Annotated in this window: 16 protein-coding genes and 5 tRNA genes; 14 read left to right on the forward strand and 7 right to left on the reverse strand. The window is 55.4% G+C overall.

Features of this window, described 5'->3' with window-relative positions; translation table 11 throughout:
• Nucleotides 1-543: 543 nt before the first annotated feature.
• Nucleotides 544-2,754: a Tex family protein gene (locus NYE48_RS04550; protein ID WP_340997133.1), complete on the forward strand. Its 2,211-nt coding sequence runs from the start codon at nucleotides 544-546 to the stop codon at nucleotides 2,752-2,754.
• Between the two features lie 91 nt (nucleotides 2,755-2,845).
• Here the strand turns inward: NYE48_RS04550 and NYE48_RS04555 are convergent, their stop codons facing one another.
• Complete coding sequence (locus tag NYE48_RS04555; protein ID WP_212952188.1) at nucleotides 2,846-3,421, reverse strand: CGNR zinc finger domain-containing protein; 576 nt, start codon at nucleotides 3,419-3,421, stop codon at nucleotides 2,846-2,848.
• A gap of 189 nt (nucleotides 3,422-3,610) precedes the next feature.
• Here NYE48_RS04555 and NYE48_RS04560 point away from each other — a divergent pair, with 189 nt between their 5' ends.
• On the forward strand, nucleotides 3,611-4,078 hold the full coding sequence (locus tag NYE48_RS04560; protein WP_036713078.1) for a DinB family protein: 468 nt from the start codon (nucleotides 3,611-3,613) through the stop codon (nucleotides 4,076-4,078).
• Nucleotides 4,079-4,270: 192 nt separating this feature from the next.
• On the opposite strand, the gene cmpA is transcribed toward NYE48_RS04560, so the two are convergent.
• Together cmpA and NYE48_RS04570 are read right to left on the reverse strand one after the other, a co-directional pair.
• Nucleotides 4,271-4,399, reverse strand: coding sequence for a cortex morphogenetic protein CmpA (cmpA, locus tag NYE48_RS04565; protein ID WP_156124654.1), 129 nt, complete (start codon nucleotides 4,397-4,399; stop codon nucleotides 4,271-4,273).
• A gap of 193 nt (nucleotides 4,400-4,592) precedes the next feature.
• On the reverse strand, nucleotides 4,593-4,943 hold the full coding sequence (locus NYE48_RS04570; protein WP_036713081.1) for a hypothetical protein: 351 nt from the start codon (nucleotides 4,941-4,943) through the stop codon (nucleotides 4,593-4,595).
• A 168-nt stretch (nucleotides 4,944-5,111) separates the two neighbouring features.
• Here NYE48_RS04570 and NYE48_RS04575 point away from each other — a divergent pair, with 168 nt between their 5' ends.
• From NYE48_RS04575 to NYE48_RS04585, 3 genes are all read left to right on the forward strand, one after another.
• Complete coding sequence (locus NYE48_RS04575; RefSeq protein WP_081992589.1) at nucleotides 5,112-5,591, forward strand: SprT family protein; 480 nt, start codon at nucleotides 5,112-5,114, stop codon at nucleotides 5,589-5,591.
• A gap of 32 nt (nucleotides 5,592-5,623) precedes the next feature.
• Nucleotides 5,624-5,699 (forward strand) — tRNA-Asn (locus tag NYE48_RS04580).
• Nucleotides 5,700-5,706: 7 nt separating this feature from the next.
• Nucleotides 5,707-5,795 (forward strand) — tRNA-Ser (locus NYE48_RS04585).
• 78 nt (nucleotides 5,796-5,873) lie between these two features.
• Here the strand turns inward: NYE48_RS04585 and tlp are convergent.
• A complete protein-coding gene (gene tlp, locus NYE48_RS04590; RefSeq protein ID WP_036713083.1) occupies nucleotides 5,874-6,089 on the reverse strand; it encodes a small acid-soluble spore protein Tlp in 216 nt (71 codons plus the stop codon).
• Nucleotides 6,090-6,303: 214 nt separating this feature from the next.
• Here tlp and NYE48_RS04595 point away from each other — a divergent pair.
• From NYE48_RS04595 to NYE48_RS04605, 3 genes are all read left to right on the forward strand, one after another.
• A tRNA-Glu gene (locus tag NYE48_RS04595) sits at nucleotides 6,304-6,375 on the forward strand.
• A 48-nt stretch (nucleotides 6,376-6,423) separates the two neighbouring features.
• Nucleotides 6,424-6,499: transfer RNA gene (locus tag NYE48_RS04600), tRNA-Lys, on the forward strand.
• 20 nt (nucleotides 6,500-6,519) lie between these two features.
• Nucleotides 6,520-6,605 (forward strand) — tRNA-Leu (locus NYE48_RS04605).
• Nucleotides 6,606-6,787: 182 nt separating this feature from the next.
• Here NYE48_RS04605 and NYE48_RS04610 read toward each other — a convergent pair.
• The 3 genes from NYE48_RS04610 to NYE48_RS04620 all read right to left on the reverse strand — a co-directional run bounded on the left by NYE48_RS04610 (nucleotide 6,788) and on the right by NYE48_RS04620 (nucleotide 10,529).
• A complete protein-coding gene (locus tag NYE48_RS04610; protein WP_340997135.1) occupies nucleotides 6,788-8,737 on the reverse strand; it encodes an amidase family protein in 1,950 nt (649 codons plus the stop codon).
• A 211-nt stretch (nucleotides 8,738-8,948) separates the two neighbouring features.
• Nucleotides 8,949-9,779 carry an AraC family transcriptional regulator gene (locus NYE48_RS04615; RefSeq protein WP_340997136.1) on the reverse strand — a complete coding sequence of 277 codons (831 nt, stop codon included), beginning with the start codon at nucleotides 9,777-9,779 and terminating at the stop codon, nucleotides 8,949-8,951.
• Between the two features lie 90 nt (nucleotides 9,780-9,869).
• Nucleotides 9,870-10,529 carry an urease accessory UreF family protein gene (locus NYE48_RS04620; protein ID WP_340997138.1) on the reverse strand — a complete coding sequence of 220 codons (660 nt, stop codon included), beginning with the start codon at nucleotides 10,527-10,529 and terminating at the stop codon, nucleotides 9,870-9,872.
• Nucleotides 10,530-10,952: 423 nt separating this feature from the next.
• On the opposite strand from NYE48_RS04620, the gene NYE48_RS04625 reads away from it, so the two are divergent.
• The 6 genes from NYE48_RS04625 (at nucleotide 10,953) to NYE48_RS04650 (ending at nucleotide 17,407) form a co-directional block, all read left to right on the forward strand.
• Nucleotides 10,953-12,263 carry an AraC family transcriptional regulator gene (locus NYE48_RS04625; protein WP_340997140.1) on the forward strand — a complete coding sequence of 437 codons (1,311 nt, stop codon included), beginning with the start codon at nucleotides 10,953-10,955 and terminating at the stop codon, nucleotides 12,261-12,263.
• Between the two features lie 39 nt (nucleotides 12,264-12,302).
• The gene (locus NYE48_RS04630; RefSeq protein WP_340997141.1) at nucleotides 12,303-12,599 is read left to right on the forward strand and encodes a hypothetical protein; all 297 of its coding nucleotides are present in this window, start codon (nucleotides 12,303-12,305) and stop codon (nucleotides 12,597-12,599) included.
• Nucleotides 12,600-12,767: 168 nt separating this feature from the next.
• Entirely contained in the window at nucleotides 12,768-13,778 is a 1,011-nt protein-coding gene (locus NYE48_RS04635) for an ABC transporter substrate-binding protein (protein WP_340997143.1), read from the forward strand.
• A gap of 26 nt (nucleotides 13,779-13,804) precedes the next feature.
• Nucleotides 13,805-14,812, forward strand: a complete 1,008-nt coding sequence (locus tag NYE48_RS04640) for a FecCD family ABC transporter permease (protein WP_340997145.1) — start codon at nucleotides 13,805-13,807, stop codon at nucleotides 14,810-14,812.
• Nucleotides 14,805-15,824 carry a FecCD family ABC transporter permease gene (locus NYE48_RS04645; RefSeq protein WP_212952193.1) on the forward strand — a complete coding sequence of 340 codons (1,020 nt, stop codon included), beginning with the start codon at nucleotides 14,805-14,807 and terminating at the stop codon, nucleotides 15,822-15,824. Before NYE48_RS04640 ends, NYE48_RS04645 begins: the two co-directional genes overlap by 8 nt.
• Nucleotides 15,825-15,847: 23 nt before the next feature.
• Entirely contained in the window at nucleotides 15,848-17,407 is a 1,560-nt protein-coding gene (locus NYE48_RS04650; protein WP_340997148.1) for an alpha/beta hydrolase, read from the forward strand.
• Nucleotides 17,408-17,535: the final 128 nt, after the last annotated feature.

Here is a 17,535-nt window from a genome sequence, read left to right on the forward strand (position 1 = left end):
GGCGTTGGAGCTGCATCAGCGACCCATACTTTAGAGGGAGCGTCTTTTTGAGTTCCGAAGTCCCTCCTTAGGCGGCTCTCCCTTGTGGAGAAAGTTTCCACCGCCCCAAATCCTTGAAAGACCGCGTAAAAAGATTGTAAAATACAAGCCTCGTACCCGAGCATTTTTGACAAAGCGTTAATGCAAATGCCGACGAAACCGGCAGAATGAAGGGAATAAATGCCCCCTGAAAGAAGCATCTGCCATCCTTGTTTGCCTCTTCCAAAGATGTCCGCTGGAAATGTAGGCAAAAGTTTGTGATAATATACAAGAACCTAGCTTTACTTTTTAGAAAAATATCTAAATTTTTTAGACCGTTTTACGGGGATTTTACGCCAATTTGGAACTTGAAGCTCCATGCCTTGCATGTAATGCGGGTGGAGAACGAAATTTTACATGACAACCATAAATGCATAAAAAGCGCCATTAAACGAACGAAATATACGAACGAACGATGCAATTGTCGCCGAAACAAGCGAATTGAACGGGAAAGAGGGATTTCATATGACGGAAAAAGCAGTTGTCGACATGAATACGGAGGAACAGAAGGCGATCGAACAGGAACGGATCATCCAGCAGACCGCGAAGGAATTGCAGCTTTCGCTGAAGCAGATCCGCACGACGGTCGAGCTTCTGGACGAAGGGAACACCATTCCGTTTATCGCCAGATACCGCAAGGAAATGACCGGGGAACTCGACGAAAACCAGCTGCGCGATATCGAGGAACGGGTTCACTATTTGCGCAATTTGGAGGAACGGAAACGCGAAGTCATCCGGATCATCGACGAGCAGGGCAAGCTGACGGGCGAGCTGAAGACGGCCATCGAGAAGGCAGTCAAGCTGCAGGAAGTGGAGGATTTATATCGTCCTTACCGGCAAAAGCGCAAAACGCGGGCAAGCGTCGCCAAGGAAAAGGGACTGGAGCCGCTGGCGGAATGGATCATGGGGCAGCCGAAGCAGGGGGATCTCCAGCAGGAAGCCGCGAAATACGTGGATGCCGAAAAAGGCGTGGAGAGCACGGACGACGCCATTGCCGGCGCAATGGACATTTTGGCGGAAAACATGGCCGACGACGCGACGATCCGCTCCTGGGTCCGCCGTTATACGATGGATCATGCGATGTTGACCTCGGAAGCCAAGGATGCCGAGCAGGAATCGGTGTACGAAAACTATTACAATTACCGCGAGCTTGCCAAAAAGATGCCGCCTCACCGGATTTTGGCGATCAACCGGGGCGAACGCGAAAACGTGCTCAAAGTGGGGCTTGAGGTATCGGCCGAGCCGATCCACAATTTCATGGCGCGCCAGACCGTAAAGGGGCCGTCCATCGTGCAGAACCTCCTGACCGCGGTCATTGAAGATGCGTACAAACGTCTCATCGCGCCTTCGATCGAACGGGAAATCCGCGCGGAACTTACGGAAAAAGGGGAAAATCAAGCGATCTCCATCTTCTCCGGCAACCTGCGCAGCCTGCTGCTGCAGCCGCCGGTCAAAGGAAGATGCGTGCTCGGCGTAGACCCGGCGTACCGGACGGGCTGCAAGCTGGCCGTCGTCGACGAGACGGGCAAGCTGCTTGAGGTGGCGGTCACCTATCCGACGCCTCCGAACAACAAGAAAAAGGAAGCCGCGGAGAAATTCCGCGAGCTGATCAACAAATACGGGATCGAGCTGATCGTCATCGGCAACGGCACCGCTTCGCGCGAAACCGAGCAGTTCGTGGCGGAAGTGATCGGGGAGCTGCAGGATCGTAACCTGGCGTACCTGATCGTCAATGAGGCGGGCGCGAGCGTATATTCGGCCTCGAAGCTGGCGCAGGAAGAGTTCCCGGACCTGGACGTAGCGGAACGGAGCGCGGTTTCCATTGCCCGCCGGGTGCAAGACCCGCTTGCGGAGCTGGTCAAAATCGAGCCGAAAGCGATCGGCGTCGGGCAATACCAGCATGACGTCTCGCAAAAGCATCTGGACGAAAGCCTGAAGGCGGTCGTGGAATCGGCCGTCAACCACGTCGGCGTCGACGTCAACACGGCTTCGCCGTCGCTTTTGTCTTACGTGGCCGGGGTCAACGCGACGCTGGCGAAAAACATCGTGAAATACCGCGATTCGAACGGCAAATTCATCAGCCGCAAACAGCTGCAAAACGTGCCGCGCCTCGGCGCCAAAACGTATGAGCAATGCGTCGGCTTCCTGCGGATTTCGGACGGGGAGAACCCGCTGGACCGCACGCCGATCCACCCGGAATCGTATCCGGTGGTCGATCGTTTGTTCAAGGAGCTGGGCATCGGCATGGACAAGCTGGGCACGCAGGAGCTGTCGGATTTGCTGGCGCAGCAGCATGTCGGCCAGCTCGCCGAAGCGCTTGACGTCGGCGTGCCGACCTTGCGCGACATTTTGGAAAGCTTGCAGCGCCCGGGCCGCGACCCGCGCGAGGAGCTGCCGCTGCCGATTTTCCGGACGGACGTGCTGAAGATCGAGGATTTGTCTCCGGGCATGGAGCTTCAGGGCACCGTGCGCAACGTGATCGACTTCGGGGCCTTCGTGGATATCGGCATCAAAAGCGACGGGCTCGTGCATATTTCGCAGCTGAGCGAAGGTTACGTCAAACATCCGATGGACGTCGTCTCCGTCGGGGACAATGTAACGGTTTGGGTGCTGAACGTGGATTTGAAAAAAGGCCGCGTCGGTTTGACGATGCGCAAGCCGAAAGATCAGCAATAAAAGGCGGTAAAAACGAATAAGCCCCTGTCGAAAAAATCGATAGACCGGGGCTTATTTCCGCATGTCTTTATAAGGGAAGCCGGTTACTCTTTCAGGGGGCGTCCGGGTTTGCTTGAACGGGGGCGGAGAGCTTCTTTTTGGCCCGGAAACGCCGCACCTTCATCAGGTTGCCGCACATTTTGTCGTCGCAATACCGCTTGGAGCGGTTGCGCGTATCGTCATAATACACCCAAAGGCAGTCCGGGTTGTCGCAGATGCGGATTCTGGACGTTTCGCCATTCGCCAGCACGGACGCAAAGGAGGCCGCTATTTCGGCCATGCTTTGCGTCCAATCGGCGTTGGCCGGAAGATACGCTAGGCTCACGGCTTCATCGGCCGCACGGGTCAATTTGCGGTATACCGGCGCTTTTTCCATCCAGTCGTTCAGCATCCCGATCTGATCATCGGTCATGTTTTCTCCGGCGACGATCCGCCCAATGAGCTCCCGCAGAAATGCCCGGAGCTTTTTTAGTTCGCGGAGTTCCGCTGGATCCGGAAGGCTGGCGGCGGTAATGCCGTTTTCCTGCATAAACCGGCGAAGCCACGTTTCCTTCTCCAAACGGTCCTCTTCGCGTCCGCTGCCCCGCCAATCATGCCAATGGCTGTTCACGAAATCATCCCATAACATGGCCTCAATTCATCCTTTCTATATGTGCATTGTAGCAATCACGGATGGCTTTTGCCATCTTTGGCCGCGAACCGCCGGGAGAAAACCGTTTTAAACATATTGGCTGTTGTGCAGGAAGAATATGTATGTTATCCTCCTTGTAACTACCGTAGTTTAATTTGATGGTTACAATTAAATGGAGGCGATGGAATGAGCATTCGGAATTTGCTGCTGGAATATTGGGGTTATTGCATGGAAAAGGAAGATTGGTATCCGCCGCTGCAGCCCGCCCTTCAAAATGTATCGTTTGAGCAGGCGCTGTGGAAACCCGCCGACGGGGCGGCCAACAGCATTTGGGAAAACGTCCAGCATCTTTTGTATTATAAGGAGCGTTTGCTGGCCCGGTTAAAGGGGACGTCGGATGTTTTCAATCTAAGCAACGATGAGACGTTCCGCATCCCTGAAGCGAGCCGCCAAGGCTGGGAGCAGGCCAAATCGAGGCTTATGGATGTGCACGCAGCGCTGCAAAGCGAGCTGGAGCGGCTGCCGGAAGAGGAGCTCGATGCGCATCCTCAACGTTTTATGAGTTTGATTACCCACGATGCCTACCATACGGGTCAAATTGTGTTGTTAAGCAAGCTGCAAGGCGTCTGGCCGGCAACGAGAAGCTTTGAATAAGCGTCAAGATTTGGGGGATGCCCCCGCTTCCTATTTAAAGAAAAATTTCTGCTGCTGGCCGTGTTTCGGGGGAAAGAGAATGGATGCGGCCAGGGGTTCATAAGCAGCCTTCAGGGTAAAAAAGAAGCCGGACGTTGCCCGTCCGGCTTTAGGTTTTTGCAGCCTCTTTGCTTGCGTTATGGATGTCGAAACTTATGAGTGATCCGAGCCCTCGCTGCCTGAATTGCGGTAAAAAAACCAGCAGTCGTTCAGCAGCTTGATTTGGCGTCTGTCCTTTTTGCGGAAGGCGCGTGTCAGTTGATTGCAGAGCCATTGCGGCAAGGGTATCTCCTCCTCATGCAAAACCGTCTGTATGGATAGCATATGGGGAAGACGCCCAAAGCGTGCAGGTCTACATCGTTTTATGAGGCGGACCATGCCGCGAACATCCAACAATCGACTTTTGACGTAAAGCGGACCCGAACGGGACGCGATGTGCCCTCTCTCTGGCAGCGTGCGCCTTTAAACATGGACGTCAGACGGCTTCTTCCTCGTACCATTGCTCCAGCTGCGCCTGCAGGGCACGGATTTCGGTGAGCAGCGAGATGAGCGGATAGTTTGTTTCATTGAGGGAAGCAAAAGATCTTTCCAGTTCGTTGATATAATCCAGGCCGCTTACGATCGCGGACGTTTCCTGCAGCAGCTCGAGATGGTCGCATTCGGCCACGGCGAGCGGCAGCTCCGGCGTACCCTGGGCGGTAAGCTTGCTGACTTCCTTATGGAGCCTCAAATTCAGCGCGCTGAGCTGATAAGCATAATCGGCGGGCATCTCCACGTATTGGAGTTTGTCTCCCGATTGCAAAATAACGTATCGCATGTTTGGCATTATGATGGTTCTCCCTCCGTACTTGCTGCTTGCATATCGATGCAAATCAATCCTTACTTGACAGTGTAGCTTAGGGTGAAGTTAAAATTCAAGTAGATTCCTGCGCGGAAAATACTCGTGTCCGTGCAAATAGACGGAAAGGGAGCATTGATGAAGGACATGCCGATCATGAGCAACGACGAGCTGCAGGAGTGGGTGGAACGCGTATCGCTGGAGAGCTTCGGCGTACCTTTCAGGCATCGGGCGACGTTTAATGCGAGATTGTCCTCCACGGGAGGACGATATTTTACGCATACCCATGACATTGAAATCAACCCGCATCAGCTGGAGGAAAACGGCAGGGAAGAGGTGGAGAAAATCATTAAGCATGAGCTTTGCCATTACCACCTGCACCTTGCCGGAAGAGGGTACAAGCATCGCGATTCCGATTTTAAAACGCTGCTCTCGCATGTGGGCGGAAGCCGGTTTTGCAGCACGCTTCAGAGCCGCGGAGGGAGAAAAACGCTGCCGTATCGTTACGTCCTGGTTTGCCAGGGATGCGGGATGAAATATATGCGCAAGCGGAAGGTGGATACCAGGCGTTTTCGATGCGGCAAATGCAGGGGAAAACTCCGGCAGACGACGCTTGACTCGCCCCAAAAATCATGATAAATTATGTATTGTCACCATATTGAAAACGTTCCCCGATAGCTCAGTCGGTAGAGCACTCGACTGTTAATCGAGTTGTCACAGGTTCGAGTCCTGTTCGGGGAGCCAGTATCTTGGAGAGATACCCAAGTGGCTATAAGGGGACCCTCTGCTAAGGGGTTAGACTGCGTAAGCGGTGCGAGGGTTCGAATCCCTCTCTCTCCGTTTTGGAATACTTCGAAAGCTCCCAGCGCTTACGCTGGGAGCTTCTTCTGTTCTAGGGATGGGAACCCTCGTTTCGACTTATTGATTTTTTTCGTCTTGGTATTCGGCTTCAAAGCCTTCGATGGCTCTTTCGCGCTTCGTATTTTTGTGCTGGAGATTGTGGAGCTCTTCCCCGGAGATTTCATCGGCATGCTCGTCCAGGTAATCGTTCGTTTTTTGGATGTTTTCGCGCGTATTGTCGATGGCGTTTTGGATTTTTTCCGCGTTATCGGAGCGGTTGTCAGGTTTAGCCATGGTTTCGTTCTCCTTTGGTGTGTGAATTTTAGGTTCAGGATTAGATCATCCCAGTGATGACATACCAATCATAAGATGCCGGATTCAGGCCAAACTTATTCATCCATGACGCAAAAAGGCCCGTTCCAAAAGAAATAAAAAAATTTTCAAAAAGGTACTTGTCATGTCCCAAAAATTCTGTTAAGATAATTTCTGTTGTCACGATTGATAATCTGGCCCGTTGGTCAAGGGGTTAAGACACCTCCCTTTCACGGAGGTAACAGGGGTTCGAATCCCCTACGGGTCACTTCTTTCACTTTTAAATGTATGGGCGCACATCTTTGTGAGTCATCGAGAGCCATTAGCTCAGTTGGTAGAGCACCTGACTTTTAATCAGGGTGTCGAAGGTTCGAGTCCTTCATGGCTCACCAGTTTTATTTTCCCTAAACGTGCGGTAGTGGTGGAATGGCAGACACGCTATCTTGAGGGGGTAGTGGGCGTATGCCCGTGGAGGTTCGAGTCCTCTCTACCGCACCATAATCATAACAACGACAGTCCTTGCGATGCCAAGGATTTTTTTGTGTTCAAAAGAAAAACAAAAGCGCACCGATGCCGCGAACCGAGGATCCTGACGGGTACCTCGCAGCAGCAGGTGCGCTTTTTTTGGTGAATGATTTTAATAAGGAATATGAGTTCCGAATATCGCGGAATATTAAACGTTACGGCGTCGATCCGGGCGCCTGGCGATGATGCGTGTGCTGTTCATAGCTGTAAGCCAGCTTGATAAGCTCGGGTTCGCTGAATGCCCGGCCGAAGAAATCGATGCCCACCGGCAGACCGTCCGGCGTAAATCCTGCGGGTACCGTTACCGTAGGCCAGCCCGTAAAAGAACTCAGCTTGAAGGCGTCTCCGGCCACCTGATCTTCGCCGATTTTGACGGCGGTTTTGGACGAGGTCGGAAAGATCAGGGCGTCCAGCTGATGGTCCGCCATCATTTTCAGGACGGCCTCCTGCACGTATTTCGTGCGGTACAGGACGATGTCCTTATACTCCTGCGCGTCCAAAGAGGTTCGTTTGTTCCGGTCGATCAGCGCCTTTTCGATTGAAGGATCGTACCGGCCGGAAGCGATCAATTCGTCCAACGATTTGTACGGCGAAGCGTCGCCGAGCGACTTGAGATAATCGTTGAATTGGAATTTGAATTCCCAGGCGCTTAGGCTTCCGTATTTGTTGATGACATCAAAGTTCGGGATTTTGACGTTGTCCACAAGTACGGCGCCTGCGGCTTTCATTTCATCGATGGCGCGGGAGGCGACGGCGTTGACCTTTTCGTCGGTGCCGAATACTTCGCGTACGATGCCGATCCGGGCGCCTTTCAGCCCGTCGCGATCCAGGTAATCGGTATAATCCTTTGGCACGAAACCTACGCTTTTGGCCGTCGCAATGTCGTTCGGATCATAACCTGCCGTCGCATTCAATATGAGGGCCGCATCGGCTACGGTACGTGCGAGCGGTCCGCCCGTATCCTGGGTGAGCGCCAGCGGGGCAATGCCGTCGCGGCTGGATAAGCCGACGGTCGGGCGGATGCCGACCAGGCTGTTGAACGAGGAAGGGATCCGGATCGACCCGCCGGTATCGGTGCCCATGCCGACCGCGGCCAGGTTGGCGGCAACGGCGGCGGCCGTGCCCCCGCTGGAACCGCCGGGCACGCGGGTCAGGTCGTACGGGTTAAGCGTTTGCCCGCCCATCGAGCTGACGGTCGTATAGCCGAAAGCAAATTCGTGAAGATTGGCTTTGCCGATCACGATGGCGCCGGCGTCCCTTAATTTTTTCACTTGCGCCGCGTCATCCGGAGGGATGACGCCCTTCAGGCCGACGTTGCCGGAGGTCGTGGGCATGTCATATGTATCGTAGTTGTCTTTGACGATCACGGGGATGCCGTGGAGCGGGCTGCGTTCTCCTGTGGCGGCGCGCTCGGCGTCAAGCTGTCTTGCCGTTTCCAGCGCCCTGGCGTTCAAAGTAAGGATACTGTTGAGTTTGGGGCCTTGATGATCGTATTTCGCGATCCGCTCCAAATATTGCCCGACCAGTTCTTCGGATGTGAGGCGCCCGGTTTCCATCGCTTTTTGCATCTCCGCGATCGTAGCCTCCGTCAGCTTGAAGGGCTGCAAATATCGGTAAAGGCGATAGACGATGGCGGCGGTTTCGCGATGGGTCAACATGCTGCCGTAGCCGAAAGCCTGAGGTGATTTTCCTTGCATCAGCTCGGCGGTGTATACGTCTGCGATGGCTTTGCGATCGGGACTGTCCGGAGCGACGTCGCGATATTCAACCGGCTTGGCATAAGGCACTTGAATGAGCGAATCCAGGAGGGAAGCCGCCTTTTCCCGCGTCAGCCCTCCTTTTTCTTGGGGGACCGCCAGGGTGACGGAGGAACCGGCGGCTTTTGCGGCCGTTTTGACCGCCTCGGCAAATTCGGCCGCCGTGATCGGCGAACTGCTCGCCCCAGCCGATGTCAGCGATTGAGGCAACCAGTTTTGGGATAAGGCTTCCGCCATCTCGCCGCTCGGGTCGGGGGAGGCTGCCGGAGAGGCCGATGCGATCGTCGGGGTGAGCGACAGGGCAGAGATAAGTAGCAGCGCTAACTGTTTGCTTTTGAAACTCTTCATAAGTTCTCCTCCTGTGGTTATGTTATGAAAGATGACTCTATACGGAAGACAAGGGCCTGTTTGAAATCCCTGGTTGAGGGGCCGGAAGGCGGATATGCAGGGATTGGGGATCAACAAGCGGCCTTGTTTTCATCGTTGGAGCCTATTTTAGCGGAGAAGATATCACATGGATTGTATAAAACGGAACTGATGTAAGGTAATATGACGCTAATTATGATTTTTTTTGCAGAAGATGCGTTAGCCAGACGGTCGGGCATTCGCGGCTGAATTTTTTGAACTCGCGGATAAAATGGGCTTGATCGTAATAACCGGATTCCGAAACGACGTTGCTGAAGGCGATTTTACCGGGCTGCAGCAGTTGGCGGACGGCGGATTGGAAACGTACGATTTGGCAAAACGTCTTGGGCGGGATCCCTACATATGCCTCGAATAAAGAGCGGAAGTGTCGGCTTGAGCAGTTCACGATGCCCGATAAATGGCTAAGGCTGATATTTCCGCGAGCTTCGCAGATTCGGTCAATCGCCGGCCCGAGTCCTTTGGGCTCCCGATCTCCTCTAAGCGGCGCCAACGCCGTAATGCGGGTTATCCCCTCTTGGAAGAGGCTGATCCGGCTGAAAAAGGAACCGCCCTCCAATGGAAGCCGTAGCATGGAGCACAGGCGGGCGGGGAGGAATTCGCCAAGCGGGACGCAGCTGTTCGCCATTTTTTTGACGGGGATCAGGGAATGAGGGGCGAGCGGTACGGGGAGGAGCCTGGCGCCAAAATACGTCGTTCCCGGCTGGAGCGATAACGTCCGGCTGCGGACGCCGCCGATAACCATCGGGCCCGAAACCTTTGCTCCGAAAGGGAGCAGGATATCGATGCAGCCTCCGGGGATAAGCGTGCACCGTCCCGGGTGTCCCGGGGGAACAACAAATTGATAAAAGAGAACCGGGAAGCCCTCTTGCGAAATATGGTCGCGGAGTTCGATATAGTCGTCGAAGTGTTTGGTCATCCCCGGCTGTGCGGGCAAAAAATCAAAAGCGGCAGGTGCAAAGTTCATCGTCATCTCTCTCCTTCATGAAGCATCGGGTCCATGTCAAAATAACCCCACAACGTGGGGCCGCTTCCGTGGATATGCGGGCGTTTCCGGTCAAGCGATATGGGGGCTGCTGCTTGCCGTGGATTCAAAACGTTCTTTCGTCAGGGAATCTTTTTCGAGCAGCCACGCCTTTTCCATTTCCGCCGTCCATTTGCCGGCCAACATGGCTGCCTCGGGACGGGCGATGTTCAGCGGGCGGGCCGCGCCGTAAACGCAGGCGCATATGGCGGATTTCATATAACCGTACACGGCCTGATCGCAGCTTGTTCCCAATTGGTAGTTGATGTACGCATGAACGGTAGGCAGGCAAGCAGGACCGAGCCGATCCCGGACGATGCCCTCCAATACGGAGAGATTGAGCCATGGGTACAAGGCTTGTGCCAGCTTCACCAGTCTTTTTCCCCGTTTTCTTGCCGCTTCGCATTCGTCCGCCGTTAAGGCTGGGCCAAGCAGCATGTTGTCGATGTTGCTGATTGAGGCGATGTCCAGCAGCTCGGCCGCCTCGTATACCGCTTGAATGGCGGTGCCGTCTTGGCGGACTAAACGGTTCGTCAGGGGATGAAGAAAATAACCTTCGAGTTCCATCTGCGTTTGAATACGTCCCTCCGAAATGCGGCTTCTTAAGTCCGATAAGCAGCTGAAGCCTCCAACCGATAAATCGTTATCCAGCATCTGCACGTAATCCAGCAGTTTGGTGCTTTTGTCGTTCAACGCGGTCACCTCCAGGTAAGAATAGGATGAGCCATTAGAAATGGATGAAAACCAATTTAATGTTATATTATATGACGCAAAACACACTATCCGACTATGTTAAACAGAATATTTGTAAGTTAATATCACACAAACTTTTCCTTTTGTCAATAAAATGAGTGAAAAAAGAGGATGATAACTCAATTAAATGTAATAAAATATTACATAACATTAACAAGAGGGGGGTGGCCCGAAGAGAGCGAGCCGATCGCTCCGTCGGTACGAGATTCATGACAAACATGAAGCACTTAAAGGGAAATCCTAAGCCCTTGAATCTATCTTGAAAAACATGCGAGACGACAGTCCGGATCCCGCTTGGTTTTCGGGCTTTTTTTGTTATATGATAATGATAACCATTCTCAATAAAAGGCGGTATCAAGAATCATGATCTATTCAATCAATCCAGCGCACGCGCATGAAATGACCATAAGATTATGGGACGCCGATATTTCCGTCGAACCGGGGCTCAGAATGGAGCAGCGGCTGGCCGTGAATCACGCATTGATTGTGCTTCTAAGCGGGGAGGCCGACCTGGAGCTGGAGGACCGGGTCATCCGGATGAGCGAGGGGAGCGTATATATTTGCCCGGGCGGGAAAACCTTCGGCATCGGCGGGCAGGGTGCGGAACCGGTATCGGTCGCTATTTTTCATTTCAGCATATATCAGGCGGTTGCCTCGCGCAAAGAGGCGCTGCATGAAAAAGGGGAGGAAGCTTGGATGCTCCGCGAAAGCAGGGTCGGCACCATGCCTTCAAGAAAATGGCATTCGATCTGCCGCAAGGTGTACAAGCATTTTCATCATAACGAACCGATCAGGAGGTGGCGGGCCCAGCTGGACTTCCAGGAGATGCTGTACGAATGGGCCGCGGCTAACGGCAAAGAAGCAAACGGCGATAAGATGCAGGCGCTGGAGCGGGCGAAAGCCATGATCGAGGAGCGGTACGCCGAGGAGCTGACGATCGACCGGATCTCGGAGGCGGCCGGATTCAGCGCGAATTATTTTGCGGATTTGTTCAAAAAAACGTACGGCCGCAGCGTCATGGATTATGTGGCGCAGGTTCGGATGAACAAGGCCAAACGGCTGATGCTGGGATCGGAGAGCTTGCTGAAAGAGGTCGCCCATCTCGTCGGTTATAAGGATGAATTCTATTTCAGCCGGAAATTCAAAAAGGAATACGGCCTCTCTCCCACGGCGTTCATCCGGAAGCGGAAAAATAAAATCGCCTTATACGGTTCGACTTCGCTGCTTGGCTACCTTTCGCCCCTGCAGATCATTCCTTATGCCGCACCGCTGCATCCGAAATGGTCTCCGGAGCCGTATCATGCGTTGGGGCCGGACATTCCGGTCCACCTGAGCGCCTTTCGCCAAAATCACGATAGAGAATCGAACCTGGGCATCTTGGAGGCGGCCGGGCCGGACCGCATCGTCTGCATGCGCGAAATCGAAGATTGGGAAAAGGAAAGGCTGGCCCGGATTGCCCCCGTGCACGAGTTGTCGCTGGAAACGGAAAACTGGCGGGAAGAGTTCCGGTCGCTGGCGCAGTGGCTGGATCGGACGGAAGAAGCGGAGCAGTGGCTGGGCATGTTTGAACGGCATATGGCATGGCTCAGGTCGCATGTTCAGCGCCATGCGGCGCAACCCGCCGTTGCGGCGGTGCGCGTGTGCCGGAACCGGCATGTTTTTTATCGCAGCTGAGCCGTAAATGAAGTGCTGTATAAGCAGCTCGGATGCCGCATGCCCTTGGTCCCCGAAGGGATATCCGACCAATCCGTGCTCACGATCGAACAATTGAGGGAGATGGGGGCGGGCCATTTGCTCGTTTTGGTCCGGCAGGATTCGGAGACGCTCGCTTTTTGGAGGGCCTTCTCATCTTCCCCGGAATGGATGTCGCTGCCCTCCGTGCGTTCCGGCAGGATGCATCTTGTATCATCGCACCCATGGCGCGAGTATTCTCCCGCAGCGATGCAGCTCATGGCAGAATCCGCGGCACGGCTGCTGACCGGGCAAGTCCCCGGCCTGAAAAATCCATGAGAAATCGGTGAATTGTCCATGGCCTATTCGACCGTCCTCTTTTACCATCAATAATGATAATCATTATCAACTGGTGGAGCGCGCAAACCTCGAATTCACGTCCGGACGCATTTTGAAGTTTTGCAATCCTTCATGAAAAAGGGAGTCGAAGGGAGAAATCGGCAAGCGATGAAAAGAAAGAATCTTTTAGTAGGGGTAGTCTTGATGTTCGCGCTGGTTATATCGGCCTGCGGCAAAGCAAACGAAACCGCCGGGCAAGGAGCAAACCCAACGACGGGGCAAACAGAAAGCCGAAACGCCGGAAAAGCAGCGGAACAGCCTGCGGCCTCCGCATCGGGTATGAGAGTGGTCAAATACCTGGATAAGGAATATACGCTTCCTTCCAAAATCGAACGGATCGTCATCACCGGCGCCGTCGAGGCCATGGAAGACTCGATCGTGCTTGACGTGAAGCCGGTTGGCGCGATTTCCTTCTCCGGCAAGTTTCCGCCGCTGTTCGAATCGGTCACCCAAGACGCCAAGTCGGTCGGGGAAAAAACCGAGCCGAATTTCGAAACGATTTTGTCGCTGAAGCCGGACGTCATTTTGGGTTCGACCAAATTCAAGCCCGAAGTGATGGAGAAGCTGAGCAAAATCGCGCCGACCATTCCTTATTCCCACGTCTCCACGAATTGGGAAGCAAACCTGCGATTGCTGGGCGAACTTAGCGGCAAGCAGAATCAAGCCGAACAGGAGATCCAGAAATATAAAGAGGACCTGGCTGCGGCCAAAACCCAAATCGGCGACAAGCTTAAGGGCAAAAAGGTCGTGGCCGTGCGGATTCGCGGCGGCGAGCTTTACATTTATCCGGCGGCGGTGTTCTTCAATCCGGTTCTGTACGAGGATCTCGGTCTTGAAGTCCCGGCCGAAGTCCAAGCCGCCAAAGCGCAGGAGCTGGTCTCGAAGGAAAAATTCGCGGAGATGAATCCGGATTACCTGTTCATTCAATTTTCGCCGGACGAAAACCGGGATACGCCTCAGGCGCTTGAGGACTTCCGGAAAGACCCGATCATGGGCAGCCTGGACGCCTTCAAAAACGGCAGGGCGTTCGTAAACGCCGTCGACCCGCTGGCGCAAGGCGGCACGGCATACAGCAAAATCGAATTCCTGAAGGCGGCGGCGTCCCATCTTGCGAAATAAAGACCTCCATGTAAGGCGTGTTGACGATGCGTGATAAACGTACGCTGCAGGTTGCCATCCTGGCCATGGCTCCGGCAGCCATGGTGTTATTGATTGCGGCCTCCGTATTATACGGCGCCAAATCCATTTCGGCCGGGGAGATATGGCATGCGGTCGTGTCCTTCAACCCGGATTCGGTCGATCATCAAATCATCATGAGCTCCCGCCTGCCGCGTGCGGTAGGCGCGCTGCTGATCGGCGCGTTTCTTGCGGTTTCGGGAGCGCTGATGCAGGGTATGACCCGAAATTATTTAGCGTCCCCGTCGATGATGGGGGTGTCGGACGGTTCCGTGTTTGCGGTGACGCTGTGCATGGTATTTTGGCCGAGCGCGAATCCGAACGTGTACATTGTGAGTTCGCTGATCGGATCGGCGCTCGGGGCGGCCACCGTCTTTGGCCTCGCCCGGCTGATCCCTAACGGGCTGAGTCCCGTCAAATTGGCGATACTCGGCTCCATCATCGGAACGTTTCTCAGCGGCACGGCTCAAGCCCTGTCGACGTATTTCCAGGTGTCGCAAAATATCAGCTTCTGGTATAACGCCAGGCTGCACCAGATGGATCCGGAGCTCATCCGGCTCTGCATCCCGTTTGCGATTTTCGGTCTGGCGCTGGCGCTGGCCGCTTCCAAATCGGTCTCCGGCCTTTCGCTGGGGGAGGAGGTCGCCACGGGCCTGGGCATCCGTACAGGGCTGGCCAAAGCGGTGGCCGTTGTCGCCGTCGTCCTGCTGACAGGAGTTTCGGTAGCGCTCGCGGGCAAGGTGGCCTTCGTCGGCTTGATCATTCCGCACATCGCCCGTTTTTTCGCCGGTTCCGATTACCGCTGGATCATCCCGGTTTCCGGCGTGCTGGGGGGCGTATTCCTGGCGCTATGCGATATCGCCGCCCGGTTCGTCAACTATCCGTTCGAAACGCCGGTAGGCGTCGTGACGTCCTTGATCGGCGTGCCTTTCTTTTTGTATCTGATCCGGACAAGAGGAGGTGCGCAGCATGAATAGCTTGTCCCGAAAGCGGTTTTGGACGGTGGTTGCGGCCGGGCTGCTGCTGGCGGCCGCGGCGGCTTATCTCAGCCTGACCAACGGAACGTTTGATATGTCGGTGCCGGATGTGGTCACAACGCTGCTTCGCATCCATCCGACGCCGGAGCATGATCTGGTCGTGTTCGAGTTCCGTTTGCCGCGGATCGTGCTGGGGGCGCTCGTCGGTTTTGCTCTGGGCGTCGCGGGTTCCATGATTCAGGGCGTGACGAGGAACGGGCTTGCCGATCCCGGAATACTCGGGATCAATGCCGGGGCGGGGCTGGCCGTGGTGCTGTTCATGTTTTGGTTTCAAGGCAGCATGACCGCCACGGGCTGGCTCGGCGTGATGCTGATGCCGCTGTTCGGCGCGGCCGGAGGCCTGCTGGCGACGGCGGCCATTTATATGTTCGCGAAAGAGGGCGGCAGGCTTGATCCGCAGCGGCTCATCCTGGTCGGCATTGCGATCGCATCGGGTTTTGGCGCCCTGACCGTATATATCTCGCTTAAAATGAACCCCAAAGATTACGAGGCGGCCGTCGTATGGCTTGCGGGCAGCCTGCATGGGGCGAACTGGAAGTTCATCGTCACGATGCTGCCGTGGCTGCTGCTTCTGCCGTGGATCTGCCTGCGTTCGCGTCCGCTGGATCTGTTCCAGCTCAGCGAGGAAAGCCGGAAGGGCCTCGGGCTCAACGTGGAACGGGAAAAAAACATCATCCTGCTCTGCAGCGTCGGCCTCGTCAGCGCCAGCGTTGCGGTATCCGGCAGCATCGCCTTCGTCGGGCTGATCGCCCCGCATATGGCCAGGCGGCTCGTCCGTTTGCGGCATATCCATGTCATTCCGGTCAGCGGCTTGATCGGGATGATCATGGTGCTGACCGGCGATTTCATCGGGAAAACGGTGTTCGCTCCGGCCGAGCTGGCCGTCGGCATCGTCGTATCCATCATCGGCGTGCCTTATTTCGTATATTTGTTGATCCGCGCGCGGGGGTAGGACGATCATGACAGGAGGAAATTATGAATCGATATCAGGAGCTTATGGTTGGCGATCGGAAGCTGGTCGTTCATCTGCCGCCATCCTATGATGATTCGGGCCGCCGGTTCCCGGTTGCGTACGTGCAGGACGGCGGGGAACTGTTTGCCGGCTGCCTGAATTATTTGCAGCATTTACATACGTCGGGCCAGCTCGAGGAAATCATTTTGGTCGGGATCGTGCCTCGTTCCCGCCATGACGAATATACGCCGTGGCCGGCCGCCGCGCTCGCTGACGGATTTCCGCCCTTCGGCGGGCGGGGGCGGGCATATGTGGACGAGGTGGCGGATGTGCTGAAGCCTTACATCGACAGCCATTATCGGACAAAAAGCGATGCGAAGGATACCGCCATCCTCGGCGGATCGCTCGGCGGCCTGATCGCTTGGTTCGCAGGCTTCTGGCGTCCCGACGCGTTCGGCAGGATCGGCATGCTATCGGCCTCTTTCTGGTATGAGGGCGCGGTCGACTTCATCAAGGAACGCGATAACGCCGGGAACCCGGTGCGGATGTATATGTCCGTCGGGGAAAAGGAGGGCATTTACAAGAACAATCGGCAGCGGCATATGGTGGAGCTGACGAAGGAAGCGCACCGCCTGTGGCTTGAGAAAGGGATGCCTGTCAGCCGATTGAAGCTGGATTTGGAGCCGGAAGGCACGCATGACAACCTGTTTATGATGAGGCGGTTTCCCGAAGCCTTAAAATGGCTGTTCGGAAGAAAAGACGAAGCGGTCAAGGCTTCGGCCATGACCGACACCGGCGGGGTCCATCTCCCGGGCACGCGGACCTGGAGCTTCACCTCCGGCCTGAACGGCCGCGAATACCGGATCCTGATCGCCGAACCCGCGGGCCCGCCGCCGGAAGGAGGTTATCCCGCATTGTATACGCTGGATGCGAATGCTTCCTTCGGTTCGCTGACGGAAGCGGCAAGGCTGCAGTCGCGGGGGCCGCACGGGATTCCGCCGGCGCTCATCGTCGGGATCGGGTACCATTCCGACGATCCGATCGTCACGAAGGAACGGTTTTTCGATTATACGGTCTATGCCGACGACAGCGAGCTGCCGCAAAGACCGGATGCTTCCGGCTGGCCGCAAACCGGCGGAGCGGAGGCGTTCCTTGATGTTCTGGAATACGAGCTGAAACCCGCCGTAGAGTCTGCTTATGCGGTGGACCGTTCCCGGCAGTCCTTTTTCGGCCATTCGCTCGGAGGTTTCCTGGTTTTGTATGCGATGTTAACGAGGCCAAACGCTTATCGGCGATATTTCGCGGCCAGCCCGTCGATTTGGTGGAAAAACGGCCTGATCTTTAAGCTTTGGGAGGAACGCAGCGGTGCATTGGCGCTTCCCCGTTCGGAAATCGAGCTGCACTTAAGCGTAGGGAGCCTGGAGAAGCCGCACATGGTCAGCGATGCGTACCGGCTGTATGCGTTGATGACGGCAAGCGGCCGCGGCCCAAAAACAATTTCGATGAACGAGGTGCAAGGGGAGGGGCATGTCTCGCTTTTGCCTTCGCTGCTGAGCCCGATGCTGCGGATCGTGACGCGCTGAACCCTTCGCTCCAGCAGGTGGTCCGCTCCGTTCTGCAGGGCCGGCGCATATTCTTACGCATGCCTTTACGGAGCATTCAAAGCCCTTCCGGAATGAACCGGGAGGGCTTTTTGCCGCAGCCGGTTGTG

Origin of the sequence: Paenibacillus sp. FSL M7-1455, from assembly GCF_038004655.1 — a bacterium.
In the GTDB taxonomy this organism is placed as follows: domain Bacteria; phylum Bacillota; class Bacilli; order Paenibacillales; family Paenibacillaceae; genus Paenibacillus_AQ; species Paenibacillus_AQ cookii.